20 protein-coding genes are annotated in these 24,537 nt (G+C 43.0%); 9 read left to right on the forward strand and 11 right to left on the reverse strand.

Annotation, left to right across the window (positions count from 1 at the left end; genetic code table 11):
• Window positions 1-48: 48 nt before the first annotated feature.
• The 3 genes from H5114_RS05565 to H5114_RS05575 form a co-directional block, all read right to left on the reverse strand.
• Window positions 49-1,029 carry a pseudouridine synthase gene (locus H5114_RS05565; protein ID WP_182722403.1) on the reverse strand — a complete coding sequence of 327 codons (981 nt, stop codon included), beginning with the start codon at window positions 1,027-1,029 and terminating at the stop codon, window positions 49-51.
• 111 nt (window positions 1,030-1,140) lie between these two features.
• A complete protein-coding gene (locus tag H5114_RS05570; RefSeq protein WP_124015151.1) occupies window positions 1,141-1,719 on the reverse strand; it encodes an LON peptidase substrate-binding domain-containing protein in 579 nt (192 codons plus the stop codon).
• Between the two features lie 213 nt (window positions 1,720-1,932).
• Window positions 1,933-2,988, reverse strand: a complete 1,056-nt coding sequence (locus H5114_RS05575) for an alpha/beta hydrolase (RefSeq protein ID WP_182722404.1) — start codon at window positions 2,986-2,988, stop codon at window positions 1,933-1,935.
• Window positions 2,989-3,093: 105 nt separating this feature from the next.
• On the opposite strand from H5114_RS05575, the gene H5114_RS05580 reads away from it, so the two are divergent.
• Together H5114_RS05580 and H5114_RS05585 are read left to right on the forward strand one after the other, a co-directional pair.
• Window positions 3,094-3,555: a YhcH/YjgK/YiaL family protein gene (locus H5114_RS05580; RefSeq protein WP_182696771.1), complete on the forward strand. Its 462-nt coding sequence runs from the start codon at window positions 3,094-3,096 to the stop codon at window positions 3,553-3,555.
• Window positions 3,556-3,774: 219 nt separating this feature from the next.
• Window positions 3,775-4,698, forward strand: coding sequence for a manganese-dependent inorganic pyrophosphatase (locus H5114_RS05585; protein WP_182722405.1), 924 nt, complete (start codon window positions 3,775-3,777; stop codon window positions 4,696-4,698).
• 93 nt (window positions 4,699-4,791) lie between these two features.
• Here the strand turns inward: H5114_RS05585 and H5114_RS05590 are convergent, their stop codons facing one another.
• The 4 genes from H5114_RS05590 to H5114_RS05605 all read right to left on the reverse strand — a co-directional run bounded on the left by H5114_RS05590 (window position 4,792) and on the right by H5114_RS05605 (window position 9,914).
• A complete protein-coding gene (locus H5114_RS05590) occupies window positions 4,792-5,196 on the reverse strand; it encodes a DUF1850 domain-containing protein (protein ID WP_182722406.1) in 405 nt (134 codons plus the stop codon).
• Complete coding sequence (locus H5114_RS05595; RefSeq protein WP_259395241.1) at window positions 5,196-7,253, reverse strand: TRAP transporter permease; 2,058 nt, start codon at window positions 7,251-7,253, stop codon at window positions 5,196-5,198. Before H5114_RS05595 ends, H5114_RS05590 begins: the two co-directional genes overlap by 1 nt.
• A gap of 100 nt (window positions 7,254-7,353) precedes the next feature.
• Window positions 7,354-8,307: a TAXI family TRAP transporter solute-binding subunit gene (locus tag H5114_RS05600; protein WP_182722407.1), complete on the reverse strand. Its 954-nt coding sequence runs from the start codon at window positions 8,305-8,307 to the stop codon at window positions 7,354-7,356.
• A gap of 329 nt (window positions 8,308-8,636) precedes the next feature.
• Entirely contained in the window at window positions 8,637-9,914 is a 1,278-nt protein-coding gene (locus H5114_RS05605) for a glycerophosphodiester phosphodiesterase family protein (RefSeq protein ID WP_182722408.1), read from the reverse strand.
• A 163-nt stretch (window positions 9,915-10,077) separates the two neighbouring features.
• Between H5114_RS05605 and H5114_RS05610 the strand changes: the two genes are divergently transcribed.
• From H5114_RS05610 to H5114_RS05625, 4 genes are all read left to right on the forward strand, one after another.
• Window positions 10,078-10,716 carry a DsbA family protein gene (locus H5114_RS05610; protein WP_182722409.1) on the forward strand — a complete coding sequence of 213 codons (639 nt, stop codon included), beginning with the start codon at window positions 10,078-10,080 and terminating at the stop codon, window positions 10,714-10,716.
• Between the two features lie 205 nt (window positions 10,717-10,921).
• Entirely contained in the window at window positions 10,922-11,599 is a 678-nt protein-coding gene (mtgA, locus tag H5114_RS05615; RefSeq protein ID WP_124015159.1) for a monofunctional biosynthetic peptidoglycan transglycosylase, read from the forward strand.
• Window positions 11,600-11,914: 315 nt separating this feature from the next.
• Complete coding sequence (locus H5114_RS05620) at window positions 11,915-13,849, forward strand: radical SAM protein (RefSeq protein WP_182722410.1); 1,935 nt, start codon at window positions 11,915-11,917, stop codon at window positions 13,847-13,849.
• A gap of 211 nt (window positions 13,850-14,060) precedes the next feature.
• Window positions 14,061-14,495 carry a dCMP deaminase family protein gene (locus H5114_RS05625; RefSeq protein ID WP_124015161.1) on the forward strand — a complete coding sequence of 145 codons (435 nt, stop codon included), beginning with the start codon at window positions 14,061-14,063 and terminating at the stop codon, window positions 14,493-14,495.
• Between the two features lie 82 nt (window positions 14,496-14,577).
• Here H5114_RS05625 and H5114_RS05630 read toward each other — a convergent pair whose 3' ends face one another.
• Together H5114_RS05630 and H5114_RS05635 are read right to left on the reverse strand one after the other, a co-directional pair.
• A complete protein-coding gene (locus H5114_RS05630) occupies window positions 14,578-15,372 on the reverse strand; it encodes a transporter substrate-binding domain-containing protein (protein ID WP_182722411.1) in 795 nt (264 codons plus the stop codon).
• A gap of 462 nt (window positions 15,373-15,834) precedes the next feature.
• A complete protein-coding gene (locus tag H5114_RS05635) occupies window positions 15,835-16,590 on the reverse strand; it encodes an ABC transporter substrate-binding protein (RefSeq protein ID WP_124015163.1) in 756 nt (251 codons plus the stop codon).
• Between the two features lie 569 nt (window positions 16,591-17,159).
• Here H5114_RS05635 and H5114_RS05640 point away from each other — a divergent pair.
• From H5114_RS05640 to H5114_RS05650, 3 genes are all read left to right on the forward strand, one after another.
• The gene (locus tag H5114_RS05640) at window positions 17,160-17,651 is read left to right on the forward strand and encodes a protein tyrosine phosphatase family protein (RefSeq protein WP_259395242.1); all 492 of its coding nucleotides are present in this window, start codon (window positions 17,160-17,162) and stop codon (window positions 17,649-17,651) included.
• 794 nt (window positions 17,652-18,445) lie between these two features.
• Window positions 18,446-19,420 carry a DUF1852 domain-containing protein gene (locus H5114_RS05645; RefSeq protein WP_124015165.1) on the forward strand — a complete coding sequence of 325 codons (975 nt, stop codon included), beginning with the start codon at window positions 18,446-18,448 and terminating at the stop codon, window positions 19,418-19,420.
• Window positions 19,421-19,464: 44 nt separating this feature from the next.
• Window positions 19,465-20,511, forward strand: a complete 1,047-nt coding sequence (locus tag H5114_RS05650) for a methionine synthase (protein WP_182722413.1) — start codon at window positions 19,465-19,467, stop codon at window positions 20,509-20,511.
• 68 nt (window positions 20,512-20,579) lie between these two features.
• Here H5114_RS05650 and H5114_RS05655 read toward each other — a convergent pair whose 3' ends face one another.
• A complete protein-coding gene (locus H5114_RS05655; RefSeq protein ID WP_182722414.1) occupies window positions 20,580-21,530 on the reverse strand; it encodes a hypothetical protein in 951 nt (316 codons plus the stop codon).
• 313 nt (window positions 21,531-21,843) lie between these two features.
• A complete protein-coding gene (locus H5114_RS05660) occupies window positions 21,844-24,528 on the reverse strand; it encodes a TonB-dependent receptor domain-containing protein (RefSeq protein ID WP_124015170.1) in 2,685 nt (894 codons plus the stop codon).
• Window positions 24,529-24,537 lie beyond the last annotated feature (9 nt).

A 24,537-nucleotide genomic window follows, 5' to 3' on the forward strand; every position in this document is an offset into this window, starting at 1 on the left:
ACCGCCATCAACATATTGATGGCGGTTTTTTTAGTCGTTAAAAATGGACTAAAAAGCTAAACCTTGGCACTGGAAATCTTGTTCAATACCACTGACAGGATCAATAAAACGCAAGCGTTTGGCCAATAACTGTAATGGTTTATCAAAATTATCCGGCCCTTTAGGTTGTAACACCGGATAAAAGCGATCATTGATGATAGGCATGCCTAGACTCAGCATATGTACTCGTAATTGATGAGTTTTGCCAGTAATTGGGCTTAACTCAAATAATCCTAAATCACCTTTTACTGCCACTAAGCTGATTTCAGAATGGCTATTGGCCTCACCTTCGATCACCTGCATAGTAAAGCTTGGGTTGGCTGGAGCGATACGATTTTTCACCGTCCAGTGGATAGGTAATGCACAGCTATTATCAGCTAATTGAGTCAATAATTGCGGGGTTATCTTTGCAATGGCCTGATAGTTTTTAGTGATGTTGCCATCTAAAAACAATTGATGATAAGCATGCCGAGTTTGCGGATTGAGTGTCATTAACATCACCCCTGCGGTGTCCTTATCGAGCCGATGAGCGGGTGCAACAGTGTCAATTTGTGTCGCAATACGTAATCGATGTACTAGGCATTCGTTAACGTAATTACCACCTGGCGTTACAGGTAAAAAATGCGGCTTGTAGACGATAATGGTATGACTGTCTTGATACAGTACTTGCTCTGCAAACGGCACTTGCGTTTCGGCTAACACTTCACGGTAATAATATACCCGCGCAGTAGCTTGATAAGCACTGTCAGCGGTAATTAATTCACCATTTAGCCAATGCACTTTGCCATCGTTAATTCGCTGTTGCCATACACTGACATCAATTTGCTGAAAATGATCGACCAAAAACTCCAACACAGTTTGGTATTGCTTGCCCGCTAACTCAGTCGCGCGTGGTAACACAATATACGAAGGTTGAGCGGCAATGGCGGCGGTTGCTGTTTTGGAGGCTGATTGAGTGTGACTCTTGCTATAGTTTGCTGAATTAGGCATAAATAACTTGGCTATATGAAGATAACAAATGGCAAAATGATAACGCTATCTTATCAGGCTAGGCCCAGATTGTATCTTGATTATCACTATCTCAATAAGCCACGTCATGCGTCATACATCCACATGCGATTTAAGCAACTGCAGGACAAAATCCATGGTTTTATGGCAGTTAGGTTGCTCGACAAGAATCAACTTATCGCGATTATACATAGGTAAGACTTCTAACCAACGCTGACTAACCCAAGTAGCATCTTCTAAATGAGTTTGTGAATACAATTCCAGTAAATCTGGATTCACTTGATAAAATTGGTCCAGTGCGGCACTGATAATTTCAAACTCGCCCGCAATGGGTTCATGATCCCAATTCGCACAAGGAAGCGCGCGGGCTATCCAGCAACCGTCGCGTTTTTTTGCTGCAGATAATATTTTAAGCCGCTGTAAACCTTCAATAATAATGCTTAAAGAGCCATCATCTAACTGGTTGAAATCAATGATATTACATTGGGTAACGGCAATGTAACAAGGCGGCTCACTATTGAGTTTCAATGGCGCGAATGCTAAGCCATAGTGGCCTTTGAGTACATCGGCAACCATGCGTAAATCGCTCGGTGTCACCACTCGAATTTCAAGTCGACCACCTGGCAATAACACTCCATCTTGGATAAGTAATGCCACTTCTTTTGTTTGCATAACAGCCTCCTACACCATAGGTGAAGTTACTGAACTAAAGTCAAATCAATAAGACAAGTGTAGCAGTGGTTAATATTTCAACAACTTAAGCAGTGTAAATAATGCTTATTACCGACGTCACCAGCCATTTACTCTTGGTCTTATTTCAATAGACCTAGTTCAATAAGACTATCTTTCACAAACAGGACAAAAAACACTCAGAGAGTGGCCACTTTACAAACGTTCAATACGATCCATTATCGTGCCAGAGGCGACTATCTCGGCAAATTCATCCGCTAATATTTGACTTTGTTGTACACTTTGCTGCCAATAAGCAATACGAGTTGGGGTATCTAAATGCTTAAAATCTTCACGGTCTGGAATTTTACTAAAGGGTAAACTGGCAATAAATTGCTTACTCGGTGCTAAAATTAAGCCATTGTGGTAATTGGCTTTGGCTTTGCGCCATAACAGGGATTTATCAAACCAGCCGGGGCTCATATAAGGATAAAAGTGCGGATATAAACTCAAGCCAGTTGCTGCGGGTAATGGCATATCAAAATGGTAATCGGTAATGCCGCCATCGTAATAATGGCCTTTTGGCGATCCTTGCAGGTCTTTAACCGGATCAAGCAGCAACGGGATCGATCCACTGGCCAATAGTCCATGACGAATATTTTCTTGAGTTAATTCAACATGCTTAGTCGGCAAATCTTTTAAGCGCCTAAAAGGTGATGCATCATCTTTATGGCTCAGAATTACCCGCTCAAAATGCCAACCTAAGCTTTTACGATTAACCACATTACTCACAGCCGCCATCGACAGCCCAATCATTAAGCCAAACTTGGCCTGAATGCGATTTAAATGCCGAGCGCGGCACGCCACCATATGATGACGAATTAACGGATTAGCAATAATATCAGCACCTTGCTGCTCACCCAGAATACCATCCACAATGTGCAATACTTGGGCACTGACTTGTTCACGCGTTGGTTTTTTTTGGTAATCTTGATGGATATAAAAATGTTCTAATCTTTCATAAGCCGCTAAGGGATCTTGTTGTGCCATACAAGATAAGCGCCATGCGCCCGACGATGCGCCCATGGTATAGAGTGGATCTTGGCGTTGTTTAAAAAACTCACTAAATAAATATTTATCTAAGCCCGCTATCGCCAACCATTTAGGCCCGCCTGAAGCAGCAAAAATCTGGGTAAATAATGATTGTTGCAAGCCGTTCGCTTCAAGTTGTTCGTAAGCAGTTGGTCCAGCAAGTAAACGTAATGCAGGCAATGTACAATCCTTCTTATATTTGTAATGCTGATATCTTGCTAAAACTGTATGCTTTAACGCTAACACGCTATGATGTTTTTGTGATTATTATCTTACGGAATTTTTATGATTGTTGATACTTTAACTAACCGTCACCTATATACGTCACTCAGCCCGAGATTAGCCAAAGCCTTAGCCCATCTTGCCGAGACCGACTTTAGCCAACTTGAGGTAGGAAACTACCCAATCGAAGGCAAAGATATTTTCGTTATCATTAATGATTATGAAACTAAACCCAAAGAAACAGAGCCATTTGAAGTTCATCGTCAATATATTGATGTGCAATATGTGGTTAGCGGTGAAGAAGAGTTTGGCTATTTACCTTTAGCCAACCAAACCCCTTCTAAGCCATATTTTGATAAGCATGATTACGCCGAATTCGATTTTCAATCGAACCAAGATGACGCAGCATTTATTCCGCTAAAGGCGGGGATGTTTGCGCTATTTTTCCCTGGTGACATTCATATGCCTGGTACAAGCGCAACCCCACAGAAAGTCCGCAAAGTAGTCATTAAAGTTCGAATTTAATGGCCTTACATAAAAGATAGCTAAGTTCATATGTGCTATTTTAGGTTATAGAATACAATAGGCCTTGAGACTCTTAGCTTGGGGCTTTTTATTAATGGATGACTCAAATCATTAGTAATAATACTCCGGTGATGCGCTAAACAACTCAAGTGGTATTTTTTAATGCTATCAGGATTAATCCTTGTTAAAATCATGGTAACTTTATAGGAGAGTGTTTCAATGGCAATGTATGTAGTGGGTCACAAGATCCCTGATTCAGATTCAATTTGTGGTGCAATCGCATTAGCATATTTAAAAAACCAAATCGGTGAACCAGCTATTGCTGCCCGTTTAGGTGAGTTATCACCAGAAACCGCATTTATTTTAGAGAAATTTGGTTTTGAAGCACCTGAATACAAAACTAGCTATGCTGGTGAAGAAGTCTACATTGTTGACCATTCAGAAATTACTCAAGCACCAGATGATATTGCTCAAGCAACTATCGTCGGTATTGTTGATCACCACAAATTAGGCGATCTCACCACTTCTACTCCGCTAGAATGTTGGATTCGCCCAGTGGGTTGTAGCAACACAGTGATCAAAATGATGTACGATTTTTACCAAGTAAAAATTCCAGCAAACATCGCTGGCATCATGATGTGCGCCATTTTAAGTGACACTGTCATTTTCAAATCACCAACCTGTACCACTGCAGACATTCGTTGTGTCGAAGCATTAGCTGAAATAGCGGGTGTTGAAGACTTTAAAGAAGTCGGCATGGACATGTTTAAAGTAAAATCAGCAGTTGAAGGCACGCCAGCACGTGACCTAGTTATGCGCGATTTTAAAGACTTCAACATGAACGGTAACTTAGTTGGTATTGGCCAATTAGAAGTGATCGACTTGGCTGTATTTGACGACATCAAAGCTGATTTAGAAGCTGATATAGCTAAATTAAAAGTCGAAGGCAATCGTCACAGCGTATTATTACTGCTAACCGATATCATGAAAGAAGGTTCAGAAATGTTAGTGGTTTCTGATTCAGCAGACTTAACCGAGCGTGCTTACGGTAAGCCTACCGTTGATGGCCGCGTATGGTTAGACGGCGTATTAAGCCGTAAAAAACAAGTTGTACCTGCACTACAAGATGCGTTTACAAAGTAAGTCGTGGTAAAAAATTCAATAAAAAAGCTGAATCAATTGATTCAGCTTTTTTTATGTCTAATACATCTTATCGGCATGGTTAACACACCAAACTCATACAGGTATATCACAGCCCCATAGCTCAATGGAGGGCTGTTTAGTGGTAGGCTCACCGACCCAAAAGCTCATTGGGTGGCATTGTTGCCCAGCCTGAGCCGATGAAACACATAACTGATAATCCCCCGCTTCTGGAGTTCGGCCTAACTTTAGTATTGGCAAAATAGGTAAATTGGGTTTGTAGTGCCAACTGCCATCTTTTAACACCGCATCGGCAGGAATTTCCATCCCTGCACCACTGCCTTTTACCCTGGCTTGTTCTAAAATAAAACCTTCATTCGTTAAACTATAATCTTCGGCCCAACGAATTTTTTCAATCGTGTGCGTCCAAGACAGAGTCATTTCTTCAGCCGGAACTTGCGCCCAAATAGTGCCAGCTAGCCCTAAACATAACCCTAGCATTATTCGTCCTGCGCTAAACGTTTGAGCTTACGAGCGTGCCATACGTGGTGTAAAATAAATGCCAGAGCTAAACCAAAGCCTAATTCATCACTTAATGGCGTTGCTAAAATCAAACAGCCACCAGCAACAAAGCCTAAAATACGTTCCCACCAATAAAGGTTTTGTAATAAGTAGCCAGTAAAAATCACCCCCCAAATACCAATAGCAACGGTTGCTTTAAGCACTACAAAAATAGTCTCTAGCACACCGCCACTTTGGAGCATTAACGCGGGGTCGTATACCGCCATAAAAGGAATAATAAACCCAGCAATCGCAATACGAATAGCCCACAAACTGATTTTTAAGCCTTTCTCTTTTGCTATTGGCGCGGCCGCGAAACACGCTAGCGCAACCGGTGGAGTCAGGTCAGCCATAATGCCAAAATAAAACACAAACATGTGCGACACAATTAACGGCACACCTAAGTCGAGTAATGCTGGAGCAGCTATTGAACTGGTAATAATGTAATTAGGAATCGTGGGGATCCCCATGCCTAAAATAAGACAAGTTACCATGGTCAATACTAACGATAAAAACAGATTATCTTGGCCCACCGCCAAGATATATCCAGCAAAAGTAGAAGCTATACCCGTAAGTGAGACGATACCAATAATCACCCCCACCAGCGCACAGGCAATACCTACAGGCACGGCATGACGGGCACCTTCAACCAATGCATGTAAACATAATATTAAGGTTTCTTTGCCGCCTTTAACAAACCAACACATCACCATCAGTATGGCAATGATGCCAAACATCACACCTATGCCCAATTGAAAGAAGCCAGCACATAACACGCCAAGTGCTATCCAAAAAGCAAAACGCATCACAGCAGATGACACATTTAAAATTATCGCCGAACCTAAAATCACAATGGCGGTCAGTGCTAAGCCTACCATGCCTGAAAACAGTGGCGTACGCCCAGAGAACAACAAGCCAATCAAAATAAATAACGGAATGAGTAAGTACCAACGTAACTTAATCGCCGCCCATGGATCAGGACATTGATCTTTGGGTAAGCCAGATAAATTGGCGCGTTTTGCCTCTAAATGCACCATCCAGAATACTGAGCAAAAGTACAATACCGCAGGGATCATCGCCGCTTTAGCAATTTCAATAAATTGCACGTTAATGGTTTCGGCCATAATAAAAGCCACAGCGCCCATAATCGGCGGCATAATTTGGCTACCCATACTGGACGTGGCCTCGACCCCGCCGGCAAAAGCTGAACGATAGCCAAAGCGTTTCATAAGCGGAATAGTAAACTGTCCAGTGGTGACAACATTAGCAACCCCCGAACCGGTAATGGTGCCCATGAGTGCCGATGACACCACAGACACTTTTGCTGGCCCACCGACTTTGTGACCAAATAAGCCCATGGCAAAATCGGTGAATAAACGGATCATTCCGGCTTGTTCTAAAAAGGCACCGAACAAAATAAATAAGAAAATATAAGTCGCTGAAACATAGGTTGGTGTGCCATATAAGCCTTCTGTACCAAAGGCTAACTGGTTAACTATTTGGTCAAAACCATAGCCCCGGTGCATTAATTCACCCGGCAAATATTCACCAAATAAACCATAAGCTAAAAACAAACCACAGATAATAGGCAGTGCAATGCCCATCACTCGCCTAGCCGCTTCAAACACTAACGCAACTAATACCACACCAATTATCATGTCATTTTGGGTTAAGTCACCAGAGCGTTGAATTAAGTCTGCTTCAAACACCCATTGATACACAGCTGTTGCCATACCCGCTAAACCAAGTAGCCACGCCAAAGGTTGCCATGGCTGACTCTTGCCCATACCGGGGTAACTTATAAACACCACTAATAATAAAAAACCCACGTGCACTGCGCGTAATACTTGGGTTGAAACCGGATGAAATGCAGCTGTGGTAATTTGAAAAATTGAAAAAATCAGCGCCACAAAAAACAATGCTTTTGGCCAATCGCGGGTATCTGCACTTAAGCCATGTTCAGACATAGTAGTCTGGTTATTGGATGGATCACTCATGGTACGCCTCTACACTTACTACAGCTAAAATCGGTGTGTCTAAAAAACAACTAAGCGCTTGCTTAAGGTTAAGCAAGCGCTCACAAAAAGAAGCATAAGATTACAGTGCATTCACTTCTTTGTAGTAACGTTCAGCACCTGGATGTAATGGGATGGGTAAGTTTTTAGTAGCCGTTTCTAAGCTTATATCTTTCGCCGCAGAGTGCGCTGTGCCTAAACGGTCAAGGTTTTCAAACATCAGCTTAGTCATTTGATAAGCAATTTCATCAGAGACCTTACTGTGGCTTACAAGTAAATTCTGAATCGCAACGGTACTGACATCTTCCGTTTGACCTTCATAAGTATTGGCTGTAATCACTCCGACTTGGTAAGCAGGATTATTGATTTTAGCCACCACATCAGCAGGGATCTCAACAAAGTTAATCGCCATTGTTGCTGCTAAATCTCGAATGGCTGCCATACCTAGGCCAGATGATTGCAACGTCGCATCCAATTGACGGTTTTTAATCAACTCAACAGATTCGGCATAAGGCAAAAACTCGACTTTAGCCATATCGTCATAGCTTAAGCCGGCAGCGCTGAAAATAGCGCGTGCGTTTAGCTCAGTACCTGATTTAGGGGCGCCGACAGAAATGCGTTTACCTTTTAAATCTGCAAGGCTATTAATCCCAGCGTCTTTATTGGCGACAATTTGAATAAAGTTTGGATAGGTTGCCGCAATCACACGTAACTTATCCAGTGGTTTGTTAAAGCCAGCGCCAGCATCACCAGCCCATGCTGCAGACACAGAATCACCTAATGCAAGGGCTAACTCACCTCGTCCCGCTTGTAATAAGTTAAGATTTTCAACAGAAGCTTTAGTCGCTTGAACAGAAGTTTTAGAGTCCTCAATACCCTTGCTATAGAGTTGTGAAAGTGCAACTCCAATAGGATAATACACACCACTGGTTCCGCCGGTGAGGATGTTAATAAATGTCGGTGCAGCCATAACAGCGGTACTAATAGACAGCGCAGCAGCTGCGCCAATCATGCAAAAACGTTTGGTTAATTTCATCCTGCAATATCCTTATTTTTTATATTGTTATCAGTATTATTGTGCTGTAACACTACCACTGTCATCCAATACTGCCTATATAGACTAAAGGCTAACAACATGGTTGTAGATTGAATTTATTTACTATTTCAGTCACTTCAATAATGCTTCGACACGTAACCTAGGCAATGATCATCACCCATTGTGTATCGCTAATCGAACCGTGAGTGATTAATACCGCACCATAACGAGTATAGTGAATAGAATAAAAAAGGTGCCAACAATGTTGGCACCTTTTAAGTCAATCCTGTTTACCCCATTTAAACGCGGGATAAGCATGCTGTTAAGCATTACATATTCATGCAATTTGCATAATAAGTTACCGTTGCAGGCCAATCGGAAAACACACCAATAACACCAACATCTTTAGCCAGTACATCTAATAACTCAAAAGTGTCGCCTTCGTTATCTATCGCATCAGCAATGCTTTGATAATACCAACCGCCCCCACCTTGACTCAGTGGGCCGGAACGCTCAAGAGACCATGCGATAATTTTTAAGCCTGCTGCATTAGCCGCGTTGGCATATTCAGAAGGTATGATGGCCTTATTATTATCTAAGGTGACTAACATCCATAAAGGTGGCGCGATAATTTTCACGCCATCAGCGGCTAAGGCATCCATACTCGGTGACCAAGTCGCGCTGTTTTGCGGATCAAATCCAGCCTGCTCATCACGTCCATCAAGGTAAACCGCCTGCTCGGCAAACTCTGGCGCATTGGCTATCCAATATTTTACATCGTCTAAATTAAATGACTGCGGGAATACCTGTGATGCATCGACACCTGCGGCGGCATATTCATCTAGCATTTTTTGGGCGTAATCTTGCTGAGTAAATCCATCATAAGGCATGCTCACACTGGCCGATTTAAGCTCAGGGGTCATCTTTACGCCTGCGGCTTTAAACAAGGCTATACTCTCAGCATGGGTCATTAAGGTGCCATTACCCGCATATAAATCGGTGCGCCAGTTTGGTGTACCATCAATAAACTCTGCAACCGTGGTGGCCTTAGGATTAAAGCCATCCATTTTACCTTTTAAGGTTTTAAATTCAGCCAGCGTAATATCACTTGTACAACAGGTTGCTGTAGCACTCACGCCGTTAGCGGCATCGGCAGGTGAAAACGGCACCGAACATTTATTGGCAAGCTCAGGGATTGCGAGAATATTCGTCGTCGTTGCTAAGTCGCACTGTGAATGGCGACATACCAGCGCTTTGTCGGCTGTAAAAGTGACGTCACACTCAACAATACCGGCACCGGAGTCAATAGCCGCTTGATAAGATTCTTTGGTGTGCTCAGGAAATTGCATCGATGCACCACGATGGCCAATGGCAAAGTCAGTGCGGTAAAATGGTCCAGTCTCGCATTGGGCTAATTGAGTTTTTAATTCACTGTCTTGCATTTGATCGACTAAAAATAACGGCCTAGGGCCGACTTGCGCGACAACACTTTTATCTACCACTGCTGAAGCCGTGTCATTATTGTCGTTACTGTTACAGCCTGAGACCCATAACATACTGGTTAAAATAGAAATAATGCCCAGTGTTATACTTTTTTGCCCTGTCATTTTAGTACCTCCGTGTAGTAATGCTGTAATGCATTGTTTGTTAAAATTATCTTACGCAATGAATATGACTAAAATAGCGAACTAATATGACAATATTAGTATCTACTGTATTTAAGATAGATTGAGTTGCTAGGCTGCAAAGCAATTAATAAAGAGAACCATAATGTCAGATACAACACTCTATTATGTGCACGACCCTATGTGCAGCTGGTGTTGGGGATATAGCCCAACATGGGACACCCTCCAAGCCCAACTACTGCAGCAATTTAACCAACAACTGACAATAAAATACTTAGTTGGCGGTTTAGCACCCGATTCTGAACTGCCTATGCCACAAGCCATGCAGCAAATGCTCCAACAAACTTGGCACAAGATAGCTCAACAATTGGGGACTCAATTTAATCACGATTTTTGGCAGCACTGCCAACCTAGACGATCAACTTATCTAGCCTGCAGAACCACTATTGTTGCACGCCAATATGGACTTGAGCAGCAAATGATCAACTCAATCCAACAGGCTTATTACCTGCACGCGCGCAATCCATCTGATATTGGCACCTTAACATCTATCGCCACTCAATTAGGCATCCCGGCAGATCTTTTTAACCAGCAACTAAACGCCAGTGAAACAGAAGAGCAATTAACCACAGAAATTAACCTTGCCCGCCAACTGCCTATTCAAGGATTCCCCTCGTTAGTATTGATGGTTGCTAACAACGCCTATCCTATCAGGCTTGATTACCAACAATGGCAAACGAGTTTAGCCGACATCCGTACTATTTTATCAAATCCTCCAGCTTGATGAGGTTGTCATAAGAACACATTTTTATGCCATGGCTTACTGTTGTGGCTTAATCCAATCGGTACACTGAGACCAGATAATCTGCCTTTTAGATATATAATCTGCACGACATTGATTAGCATTTGGTATTGATGGTTAATATCCTATACTCTTGCACGTCGAAAACGACACAGCCCCAAAGGCTAATGATAACAAGAGGCAGTGAATGGCAGATCGTAAACGAGGTTTTTTCGGTTGGACATGGTTTGTCATGTGGCGGTTGTTGCTATTACTGACGCTATTATTATTGCTGCTACGATTTGTGCCACCACCGACTACGTCATTTATGCTGCAAAGCCCTTATCCAGTTACCCAGCACTGGGTCAGCATTGATAAGTTGCCGTCGCAAATAGCGCTGGCGATGGTTGCCTCAGAAGATCAGCGTTTTCCAGAGCACTTCGGTGTCGATTTCACTGCTATCAGTAAAGCCCTTAACCAGTCAGACGATGGCGAAGGCCTTCGCGGGGCTAGCACTATAACCCAACAAACGGCCAAAAACCTTTTGCTATGGCCGGGGCGAAGCTTTATTCGTAAAGGTCTGGAAGCGGGTTTAGCCTTGAGCCTTGAGGTGATTTGGGGTAAAAAACGTATCTTAGAGGTGTATGTAAACGTGGCTGAGTTTGGCAAAGGAATTTACGGCGTAGAAGCAGCCAGCCAGCATTACTTTCATAAATCGGCACGCAATCTCAGCAGTAATGAAGCCGCACGGCTGGCAGTGCTACTACCAAGCCCTCGCAAACGCGATCCCAATAATTTAACCCCTTACCTTCGCCAGAGAGTCGTCTGGGTTGAACGACAAATGAAACAACTTGGCGCTGGCTATTTACGCCCTATTCTTAATTAACGCTAACACCTTAAAAAGGGTCAGATGAAGATTGAGTCCATCTGACTCAAGCGCTTTATCGGCAAGCCTCAGTATCCTAATCGCATGATTCGCAAACTATAAGGTCGACACTGACGACTATTCATCCTTGAGTGATGCTGCACAGAGTCAATCCTGATGAATTAAAGAGCTGATGCTCAATCAACCATTATCTAATTTACGGGGCTTTTTTACAGGCCATTTGTTAGAATTCATTATTATGTTGTGGCCGCAGTGTTTGCTGCCATTATTCTGCTTCGCAATAAGCATTCAGGTTTTACTATTTAAAGGCAGGTTATGACCGTTCTTCTAATGACTCCACCTATGACTCAGCTGAATACACCGTATCCAGCAACAGCGTATTTGACCGGTTTTTTACGCTCACGAGGCTATGAGGCGGTGCAGCGAGATCCTGCGATTGAGCTGTTTCTTGAGATGATGACGGCGCCTGCGCTAGAGATTATTCGTCAGCACGTGGAAGAAAACTTCGAGCATTTTGAAGACGATGAACTGCCTGATGTTATCTTCAATTTTCTGGCTGAGTTTGAGCGTTATCATCTGACCGTTGAGCCCGCGATTCGTTTTTTACAGGGTAAAGACCCCAGCCTAGCGATGCGGATTAACTCGCGCCGTTTCTTACCTGAAGGCCCAGCGTTTGATGCAATTGCTCAAATGGAAGCCGTATCTGGCGATGTGTTGCAAGCGGCTTTTGGTAATTTAGGCGTACAAGATAAAGCTAAATATCTCGCCACCCTGTTTATCAATGATCTGTCGAACGTCATCACCCAAGGTGTTGACCCGTATTTTGAAGTCAGCCGTTATGGCGAGAAATTAGCAGCGGCCAACCCAAGCTTTGACAACCTTTACGACACCCTAATGGGCGAACCGAGTTTCAGCTCTGAAATTTTGGAGCAGTTGGTCGAGATGTATCTGGAAGACACACAGCCAAGCGTAGTCGCACTAACCGTGCCGTTTCCCGGTAATATGCTCGGCGCGTTACGGATTGCGCAAACCTGTAAGGCCATTAACCCTGAGATCCCTATCGTCATGGGCGGCGGGTTTGTTAATACCGAGCTGCGCGCACTCAAAGACCCTCGGGTATTTGAGTTTGTCGACTATATCTGTCTAGACGACGGCGAACGTCCCTTAATCACCCTGCTGGAGTACTTTGAAGGTAAGCGTGAGATAGACGAGTTAGTGCGAACTTACTTTCTCGCCGAAGATGAAAATGGCCAACCTTATGTCCACTTAAATCAAAATGATCAGCTGCACGATATTCCGCAAAGCGAAGTCGGCGCACCGATTTACGACGGCCTGCCACTGGGCGAATATCTGTCTTTGTGTGAAATGCTCAACCCGATGCACCGTATTTGGAGTGATGGCCGCTGGAATAAACTCACCATAGCCCATGGCTGTTACTGGCGCAAATGCAGCTTCTGCGACGTTAGCTTGGACTACATCGACCGCTACGATACCGCAGGCGCCGATGTGTTGGTTGACCGAATTGTAGAGCTTATCGAAGAAACCGGACAAACAGGTTTTCATTTTGTCGATGAAGCTTTACCGCCAAAAACCTTATTTGCGTTTGCAAAACGCCTTATAGAACGTGGGGTCGTGATCAGTTGGTGGGGCAATATCCGTTTTGAGCGCACCTTTAGCCCAGACCGCTGCCAGTTACTGGCAGATTCTGGTTGTATCGCGGTCAGCGGCGGCCTTGAAGTGGCGTCAGACAGACTACTGAAACTAATGAAAAAAGGCGTGAGCGTTGAACGAGTCGCCCACGTGACTAAAGCCTTCAGTGACGCGGGTATTCTGGTGCATGCCTATTTAATGTATGGTTTTCCCACACAAACCGAACAAGAAACCATAGATTCATTGGAAATGGTGCGTCAGTTGATGCAGCAAGGTTGTTTCCAGTCCGCCTACTGGCACCGTTTTGTCGCCACGATCCACAGCCCTATCGGCATCAACCCAGAGCAATTTGGCATCACCCTTGCTGAACGTCCTGAAATCTTATTCGCTGAAAACGATGTCGACTTCACCGACCCAACAGGTACCGATCATGACATGCTTGGCGAAGGGCTACGTAAAGCGCTTTACAACTATATGCACGGTATCGGTTTTGATCAGCCGATGAGCTTTTGGTTTAACCAGCCTCTCGCACACACTACGATGAAAAAAGACCTGATATCAAAAGCTGTGAATAATTTTATTTTGAGCCATGAAGAGTAAGTTCGGGCTCTCTCATTGAAATAAGTCAACGCAACCTAAAGAATTGGCAGTTAAATTCAGCTTTACAGGCGCACTATGACCCTACTTATATAACAAAGGATAAGTGGGTCCAAGATTAGAATATTGAAGGTTGAAGGTTGATTTATCACTGTTCTGCATAGAGAATAGCTGCCAATTAAAGTGATACATAAAGCATAGGAATAGCAATAAGATGATGACAAAATGGGCGATACGCTTTTTACAAATGGCCGAGCTCGTAGCATCTTGGAGTAAAGACCCCTCCACCCGAGTTGGCGCAGTAATCACCGAAAACAATCGCATCGTCTCTTTAGGCTTTAATGGTTATCCTCACGGAATATCTGATAGTGCTGAAACCGATAACCGTGAAATGAAACTGCTAAAGACACTTCATGCAGAAGAAAATGCCATTCTCCATGCAAAACGAGATCTCAGTAGCTGTGAGATTTGGGTGACTCATTTCCCTTGTCCAAACTGCGCTGCCAAGATTATCCAAACTGGATTGCGCGCCGTGCATAGTCCACAACCCAACGAAGATTACCTGTCACGCTGGGGAGATAAGATTAAAGTCAGCCAAGATATGTTTGAGCAAGCTGGCGTTCAAGTCGATTGGATGCAACTAGATTAACTAAGCAGGGACTATGCTCATATAAGTGGGATCAGAACGAATGAGCCAAGTGAATAAACTTAACCGTGGGTAGCTCGATGCATCAGTCGTTGATTTCGGGTAACAACTCACGTATTGCCTGATTCAGACGAGTCATAGTCTCTGCATCTACGCTTTTGGAACACATAAGGTAACGATTCAGTCCTGGCGGCATGTCAGAATAATACATTGGCAACAAACCCATGGCACTGATTTCACCCATTCGGTTGATATAATCATAATCTTCCCTGTCTATAAGCATATAGTCGGCCCCATGATTGAGTGACACCATCTTAGCCAAACTCTCCACGGATCGCGCCGAATCTGTTACAGAATGACTTTTACTCTCTATCACCAGATCAAGCTCAGGGCCATAGGACACGTGGGCAACCACGCCGAGCTTGAGTCGTGGATCTTCGAACAATGAACTTAAGCTCTGGTGTTGTTTTACAAGCTCGATAACTCTGGGGGCCACTAGCACCATATGCGGCCTATCTTTATGGATCACCAGAGAAAAATTTGCATATAACTCCCGGTCGGCCAGCTTATACCAGCTGGGGGAGCAGATAGCTTCACTGTCGTTCTGAATATTAGCAAAAATACGCTTAACCGGGACTTCTGAATAAGTTGCTGCAACACCGGCACGGCTGAAGATCTCCTGGGTCATATCGATAATAAAGCCGCGAGGTTGACCACTTTCGCTATAAGTGTAAGGAGGCTTATCACGATACTCAACTCTTACCCCTGGCGTAGCCCAAGCTTCCAGAGTAGAGCAAACAAGAATTAGAAGTGCGAGCTTTCGCATATATAGAAAATCGAAGGTGAGGAGAGTCGTTGAACAATAAACGACAATGCTCATTTTCGCAAATAGAAACCAAGCTAGGGTAACTCGGTATAATTTTGCAAACTCACTAAGGTTGCTGTTTACGATGAATATATAGCACAGTCCAATCCGTACTAGCCCGAATGGGCTAAGGATAAGGTTAATTCTAATCCGCATGGGGGTGACAATTGACAGGCACAGTGGTACGGATTTTATTGGGGTACCCCATTCAAAAGAATGCATGCATAGCCTGCCTCTTGGATGAACATCAGCGCAGTACAACCGCTTATAGCGGGATGAGTCGCATCAAACGTAACAACAAGGGAGAGCCGTTAAATAGATAGCTTAGGCAATAGTCTTAGATCAAGAGCCTTCGGTGAGAGACGATGGTCTTAATTCACCGAAAGCGTCTATGTTTGAGTGACGATATATTGTCTTGAGTTTCTTGATAGCACAAGGCTGAACGGATGTAGAATGACTAACTATAGTGGCACACAATTACTGCCAATCACTGATCCCATAAGATGATAGTATTTTATTGAATTCGCCTGATGCCCTCAGTTTTGCCGTTCCCTCATCAATCAACTTGATGTAGCCAGCAGACGTTGCCTTTGCCGGACTACAGGCAATATACATTTCTGTCGCCTCGCCCAAAGAGCCCGCCGCAACAATGCCACTAACGCCCATATCTTTAAGTTTTGCTCCCATGACACTGGGAGATTCGGCAACAGCATTTACCCTTCCTGCCTGGAGTTTCTTAATGTTGTTTTCAAGGCCATTATTGGCACCTATGGCATCAAACACACTGGGGTTCTCTGTCACATATTTATCAAATTCATCACCGTAGGCATAACCTTTAATTATCGCAATCTTATTTCCTTGTAGTGATGACAGTCCAGTGTAAGTCCAGCTACCTCCTGCTTTAACAAAAAATACCGTACTGTCCATTCCCCAGGGTACCTGAGGATATATAAAATCTGGCGCGTCATCTTTGTAGGCACCTACCACACAGTCAAATTCGCCCTTACGTACTGAGTCAACAGCGCGCTCCCAAGGCATTAATTTGTAATCCACCGTGTGACCTGCCGCAGTAAAAATATTGGTTGCTAACTCAATCATGTAACCTGGTTGCTTAGCATTGGGTTGGCCATTCATGGGAAACCAATTGTCGGCTCGGATGCTAATGGTATCCGCCAATACTGCACTACTGCTAAGAACAGAAACTAAGATAAATGACTTTGTAAATGTCTGCATAACACGTCCTTTGATGAGTTTTTTGTCTTGTCTTACTTTAAAAGTAGACTGGATAGTGACACTAAGCAATTTGGAGTCGATATAGATAAGTTTTAACTCGACAATGATATTTAACCAATCGATATCTATTTCACTGTGTTTAACGATGAAAAAGACATTAAATAAGCCTTGATACTGATTAGCAAACCAACCCTGAGCGGATTGTTACTCAAGCGAAAGGACAACTTGAAATACCGAGCAATTTATACAACTATTCACACAACAATTGCTCAATAATGAGATTCAGCAGCAGTGACAACAAAAATAGCCTGTGCCCGTTAGCTGCCAATTTAAGGATTGCTATCACTGGTATTAATTGCAGATAATTGCGCATATCCGACACGCTTAACTATCATCAATGATTAACCAGCTTAGCGGAAATTCGAAACGTGTTATTACATATTCAATCAATCTGAGGGATCCACATGAATATACTGCAACGTTATTGCGTACTGTCAGCTAGCTTATTGATCTGTTGTTTCTTTTTTAGTGCGCAAGTGTTCAGTGCGGATATGAACAAAGGAGGTAGCATGACTCATATTGACACCAGTAAACTTGGCGACATAAAAGCGGTTAAATTTAATAACCAACAAGTGATTACCGCGGGTTTGCCCACACAGCAGCAATTTGCACAACTCGCTCAAGCAGGTATCAAAACGGTGATAAATCTCATTCCTAATGACAACCCAAATGCATTAAAAAATGAGCAGCAAATAGTGACTCAGCTAGGGATGAATTATCACAATATTAGCGTGGACTGGCAGCATCCTACAAAAGAAGATGTTGAGCAGTTTTTTAGCCTGATGAAGCAAAATGGCGACGCTCCAGTGCTAGTCCATTGCGCAGCAAATTATCGTGCGTCAGCATTTTATTATTTATACCAGACCACACAATCTAAAGCACCTTCAATGGCCGATGCGCTAACGCCTTGGGGCGACTTACAACAAAGCTTTGCTGAATATCCTCAGTGGCAAAAACTGATTGAAGACGTTAAACAACAATATCAAGCCAAACAACAGTAATGTAAATATTGCGAGCACATTAGCTGAAACCGACAAACTTTTCGATTACCTCTTTGAGAGTTCTTAGCTTCAAACCTATGAGAATACAATGGATTGAAGACTATTTATAAAAGAAAAAATACTTGAGAGTGACAAGACGTCAGGCTAGTTTTCGGTGGCAGGGTCGCTCTTTGGCACCTGACCCATATGGATATGGGGAATGTCAGTTGATGTCGAGAACATTATTGACCATGCCGCCACGACATTCGTGATTCCATTCACATCAGCTCCCCATGGAAAACGTTAGAATTTTCACTCTTTACAAATCAGATGGACCGAAGCTGACTACAAATGAAGTTAAAAGCGGGATCTATTTCGTCACCATTTTTTCGCTGCTATTGTTTGGTTAGATAGTGAAAATGTTGCAGGTTTTAGTACAAAAATATCTCCAGTCTCTTCAACAAGCACTGGCTAACAAGGTCAGATAGCCTGTTATTCAATACTCATATTATCCAGAATTGTCATTCGACACCGCAAACTATGTCTAGGTAATCACGCTTAATTATAATCATGAATACTGCTCATGTAGCAGGTGAAATAAAACCGTTTTTCTTCATGTTTCGACCCACGTATAAATAACTCATGCTTTTAGCGCCAAGCAATATTACAGCTGCTCCCTAAGTAAGCCATCAGGCACCAAGCAAACAAAGCTGTAACAGCGACTTGCTCAGAAAATCAGTACGAATAGAACATATCGATAAAGAGCAAAACATAAATTCCGGCTTTTAAATCACAAAATTGGATACCAGATCATCATGAATAAAGATTTCACATTTACGATTAAGAGCATTTGTCTCGATGAAAATTATCATCCATCAAACAATACACGTATCACCACCAACTTTGCTAATTTGGCCAGAGGAAGCTATCGCCAAGCAAACTTGCGCAACGCGTTGAAGATGATTGACAACAGTTTTAATGCCTTAGCGAATTGGGATAATCCTAAAGGCGATCGTTACTCCGTCGAACTTGAAATCATTTCTGTTGATATGGATATTGAAGGCAGTGGTAAAACCTTCCCATCGATTGAAATATTGAAAACGAATATTGTTGATCATCAAACTAATCAACGCATTGAAGGTATTGTAGGAAATAATTTTTCCTCTTATGTGCGGGATTATGATTTTAGCGTATTACTGCAGGCTCATAATAAAGACCAGCCCAACTTTAGTATTCCAGATAACTTTGGCGAGCTGCATGGCAAGCTGTTTCAGTATTTTGTTAATTCAGATGCTTACAAACAAAATTTTAACAAAACGCCTGTTATCTGCCTTAGTGTTTCAGATAACAAAACCTATCATAGAACTGAAAATCAGCATCCTGTATTGGGTGTTGAATACCAGCCAAATGAGTCGTCTTTGACTGAGCAATATTTCAAAAAAATGGGCCTACAAGTACGTTATTTTATGCCGCCAAATAGTGTTGCGCCGTTGGCTTTCCATTTCTTTGGTGATCTACTTAATGATTACACTAATCTTGAGCTTATAAGCACCATCAGCACCATGGGAACCTTTCAAAAAATCTACCGACCAGAGATTTATAATGCGAATGCCGCTGCTGGAAAGTCCTATCAACCCAATTTAAAGAACCAGGATCATTCATTAACGCAAATTGTTTATGATCGAGAAGAACGTAGCCAATTGGCTAATGAGCAGGGAAAGTTTGCTGAAAAACACTTCATCAAACCATATCAAACGGTGCTTGAGCAATGGTCTGCCAATTACGTTTAATCGCTGCGTTTAATAATTACACCCAATATACGGCATGATTTATTATGAAAAAACTTATTAACAAAAGAATACTACCCACTTCAACTGCAGGCAGTTTACCTAAGCCTTCTTGGCTCGCTGAACCCGAAACACTTTGGTCACCTTGGAAACTACAAGGTGAAGAATTAATTAAGGGCAAACAAGACGCGTTACGTTTGTCATTAAAAGATCAACAACATGCAGGCATTGATATTGTTGGTGATGGTGAGCAAACACGCCAACATTTTGTAACTACGTTTATTGAACATCTTAACGGCGTTGATTTTAATAAACGTAAAACCGTTAAAATTCGTGATCGCTATGATGCCAGTGTACCAACGGTTGTCGGCCCGGTTAGTCGCCAAAAATCAGTTTTTGTTGAAGATGCCAAGTTTTTACGTCAGCAAACCACACAGCCCATTAAATGGGCTCTGCCAGGCCCCATGACAATGATAGATACGCTTTTTGATGACCATTATAAAAGTCGCGAAAAGCTAGCGTGGGAATTTGCTAAAATACTTAATCAGGAAGCCAAAGAATTAGAAGCGGCAGGTGTTGATATTATTCAATTTGATGAGCCAGCATTTAATGTCTTTTTTGATGAGGTAAATGATTGGGGAATTGCTTGTTTAGAAAGAGCCATTGAAGGACTAAAGTGCGAAACAGCTGTGCATATTTGTTATGGCTATGGCATCAAAGCCAACACAGATTGGAAAAAAACACTGGGTTCAGAGTGGCGACAGTATGAAAAAGCTTTCCCTAAACTACAGCAGTCTAATATCGATATTATCTCACTAGAATGCCACAACTCTCATGTGCCCATTGAGCTGCTTGAACTCATTCGAGGTAAAAAAGTGATGGTTGGTGCCATAGATGTAGCAAGCAATACTATTGAAACACCAGAGGAAGTCGCCAATACCCTCCGAAAAGCACTTCAGTATGTCGATGCCGATAAACTATATCCATGCACCAACTGTGGCATGGCGCCCTTACCTCATCATGTCGCAAGAGGTAAGTTACATGCATTGAGTGCAGGGGCTGAAATTGTTAGAAAAGAGCTCTCGGCCAAGTGATTGTTAAACCTTAGGGGTTAACATTTATTCAATTTAGGGGATTTCATCGCAGCGCGGGTGTAAATCACCTAAAATTGAGTTCGATAAGCCTTTAAATCAACTTTATACAATGGCGCAGGTAGATTTTCAGACGTGATGTAAATACTGCGGCCATCTTGACTAAAACCCACCGCTTCGGCTTGTCTGATACTGGGTAAATTGATCTGTTGTGGCGGTGAAGAAAACAGCGTTAACCAATCGCCTAGCTCTGTTTGAGTAAAATAGAACGCGTGAGTGTAGGTTAATACCACCGCCGATAAGCCATCAGCAGAAATGTCCATTGCCGTAGGCTTTCCGGCAAAACCTATCCAAGTATAGATACTGGTGTAATCGAGCATCGCCGATGGTAACGGCGCTATCTCGCCCAACTTTTTTGCTTGCCTGTTGAACTGTTTAGTTGAATTAGCGGCTAGATTGTTAGCTGAATGGTTTGATTCAGTTTGTCCTAAAGCAGGATCGATCAATGGCAACTCATACAAAATCGGCAATTTATCGCGTTTAGTCAGTAGCAGTATTTTTTGCTTGGCAACATCAACCGCTACAGATTCACTATCGTGAGCACCATCTCCATAGGTAAATGTCATACTCCAACTGGGTTTGACCGAGAGTAGTTTATTACCGTGTAATTGACTCAAATCAGGCTCTTTGATCAGATGTAATTGATACTGCGATCGTTGCGCCTGGTTATCACCGATATCGGCGATGAGTAAATAAGACTGATTGTGATACGTAAACGAGGCTATATCTTCCCAATCGATACTTTTTACCCCTTCAACGTTAACCGTTGCCAGTTGCTTGCCGCTTGAATCAATCGCAAACAATCGCGCCGAATCGCCGCTATCATTATGTACCCATAATACCTTGTCATTAAGTCGCGATGTGGCTAAACCACTGGCCTCATCAATATCAGATGACACAATCGTACCGGCTTGAGTGAGCCCTAGAGGCATAGCACAAGCACTGGCTGATAACGCTAACATTATGTAAACACATATTTTAAGGTGAATGGATACGGATGATACTTTGGGCATTAAGGTGGTTCCATCGAGAGTTCAATCATGAGCGAATCTGTATTCTACCCAATTTGGAATGAAAAAGTGTCAATGTCTAAACTGGGGTTAATCTATTCATCATGAGGATAAGCTGAACTTATATGAGTTTCGCAGCGACATAACCTAAAAAGGCCACTTTCTTTGTTCCGAAGAAAGTGGCCGTGCACATTTTTAGCGATTGAAATGATGAGTAAAAATCACTAAAAACCAGTACTCTTCTAAGTCTTAAAACTAACGCGTATTAGTATTGATAACTAAACTGCAAGGTAAATTCAGTGCCAGGATCTTTGGCATAAACTTCAATATCTTGCTGTTGGTATTCCGTGGTTTCACCTAAGATATTCTTCGCTTTTAACTTCACAGTAGTGCTGGTTGTCGGGAAGAAACTATAGGTAAAATCTAGGCTGTGAAATGGCTTTTCTAATACATCATCTAAACCACCACGTCCGCCGTAGGCAATGCGTTCGCCAAACACGTTATATACCAATGTAGCACTGTGATAACTGTCTGATGAGTCGTAACTTAATTGTAAGTTTGCCACCCATTGTGAATGCCCAGTCATACGACGCGTTTGATTGGTTGGGTCAATTTCGCCATTAGCAGCGATATTGATTTCTGAGTCGCCAAGGGTTAAGTTCCCCGCCACAAAGAAGTCTTCCCAAATACTGCCTTCGCTGCCCAAAAACGCCAATTCTTGTAAAAACTCGGTTTCAAGACCATACACATAACCCGACTCGGCGTTATAAAACTTCAGCTGACGGCCGGCTTCTGAAATACGTTGAATAGGTTCAATCGGTGCGTCTACATCCTTGTAGAACGCGCCCATACTGAAATTGTTACCCGAATCTGAGTAATATTCCCAACGTAAGTCGAAGTTTAGAATGTCGGAGCTCTTAAGTTCTGGATTACCGAAGAAATCAAAGTCGGTAACCGGATCTTGGAAGCGAACTGGCGATACTTCACGGAGATCTGGACGCACTATGGTTTTACTTGCGCCTAAACGCCACTGAGTGGTGTCGGTTTGTTTCCAGGTTAATGATAACGACGGGAACCAACCATCTTCAGCGATGGCGTAATCCGCCAAATCGTAACGGCCACCTTCATCTGAAATCTGTCCATTTGGGTCAATAGGCAAAGTGACACGGCGGAAGTCTTCGTAGCGAAGACCAGCATAGACTCGCCATACATCGTCAAAGTCGATGTCCATGCTGACAAACGCAGCATCGTTTTTCTCGGCGGCAATGTAGTCTTCAGTATCGGTTGACGCGTCTTTTAGCTCTAGCCCTAGAGTGTTGTCGTTGATATTTTTATCAGAGAAAATATCATTAAAGTCGCCGGATAAAATACCACCGTTAACATCTGTTGGACTTAAATCAACATCAAAACCTAAGCGGGTAGCATAGCTTTCTCGGGTGCGTTCAAAGTATTCATAACCCGTTGTCAGTTTAATCACTGTGGCATCTAAATTGATTGGGTAAGTAAAGTCCCAGGCGTAGTTTTGAGTGTTATCTTCTAAGCGGCTGTAGACATACTTAGGTGCATCTTGAGTGTTAAGATTGCGAGAGAGTAACTGGTTATTTGCATCTAAAATCACGTTATAGGTATACGACACTTCATTTGGTGCATAACGCTCAGAACGTGCATCAGAAAACTTCCAATTAAATTCAGCGTCATTCAAATACTCAATGAAATGATGACCTTTTATTTGATTACTGATTAACGAACGTTCTTCGTAATCAATAGCATAAACTTGCAGTGCATTAGGCTCGCCTAAGGTATCGATAGTTTCTTCAATACCCGTTGATACGTCATCTGAGGTATCTTGAAGATAAGTGGTGAAGGTTTCGATTTTATGGTTGTAGCCAATTTCTAAACCTAAGTTCAACATGCCAGACACTTGCACTATCGAATCGGTGCCAACAATATCTTTTTGGTTTTCAACTTGCACTTGGCTGCTGTCGCCATCAAGCTCAACTTCACGTTTAGTGTAATTTTCAGCTTGTTTCTTGTACGACACCGCAGACAAAGCACCAAAAATGATGTCGTCGCTAATGTCCCAACGATCACCAATGGCAATATCACCGCGCACGGCAGGATCTGTACTTTGACTTTGTAGCGTCATGTCGCGATACATATCTAACGCTAACTCACGGTTAATTTGTTGCGCCGCAGGGTAATTAATCGCTCCATTTGAGCCACTGACGATATCAATCGGGCTGATGCCACCGTATTGATCAATAGTATTATTAATGTTGCTTGGCATGCCGCGGGTGCCATCGTCCTGGCCAGTCCAATCATCGCCACCACCGTTATAGGTGTAGCTGTCATTCGAGTCATTAGTGTTATAACGACCGCCCACAGAAGCTTTAAAAAAGAAGTCTGCAGGGATAGATTTAGTACGAATATCCACATGTCCGCCACCAAATGCTGCTGGCGCATTGGCTGACGCTGACTTTTGCACCGATAACGATTCAATGATCGATGCTGGGAACATATCCAGTGGCACTACGTTACGGGTTGGATCCGGTGAGGGTACAGTCGCGCCGTTAAGCGAAGTACTTGAATAACGTTCACCCAGACCACGAACATAGATAAATTTACCATCTTTTAAGGTCAAACCTGTCACACGACGAAGCGCTGCTGCTGCATCACCGTCACCGGTTCTTGAAATTTGTTCTGAGCCCATAATATCGGCTACAGCAATTTGTTCACGACGCTCTTCGGTTGCTTCTGATGCTGAGCTGCGTAAACGCCCTGTCACTGAAATCACTTCAATGGGTTCAATCGGAATCACTTCACCAGGATCACGAACAGGCGCGGGTTCTTGCGAGTATACGGGGGTTGTGGTTAATAACGTTGCCGCAGAAATCACAGAGATAATGGCAAGGCTTAACTTATTAACGGTAAAACTCGGCTTGGTTTTCATACTTATACT

The organism is Shewanella sp. SR43-8 (assembly GCF_014163775.1).
GTDB lineage: Bacteria > Pseudomonadota > Gammaproteobacteria > Enterobacterales > Shewanellaceae > Shewanella > Shewanella vesiculosa.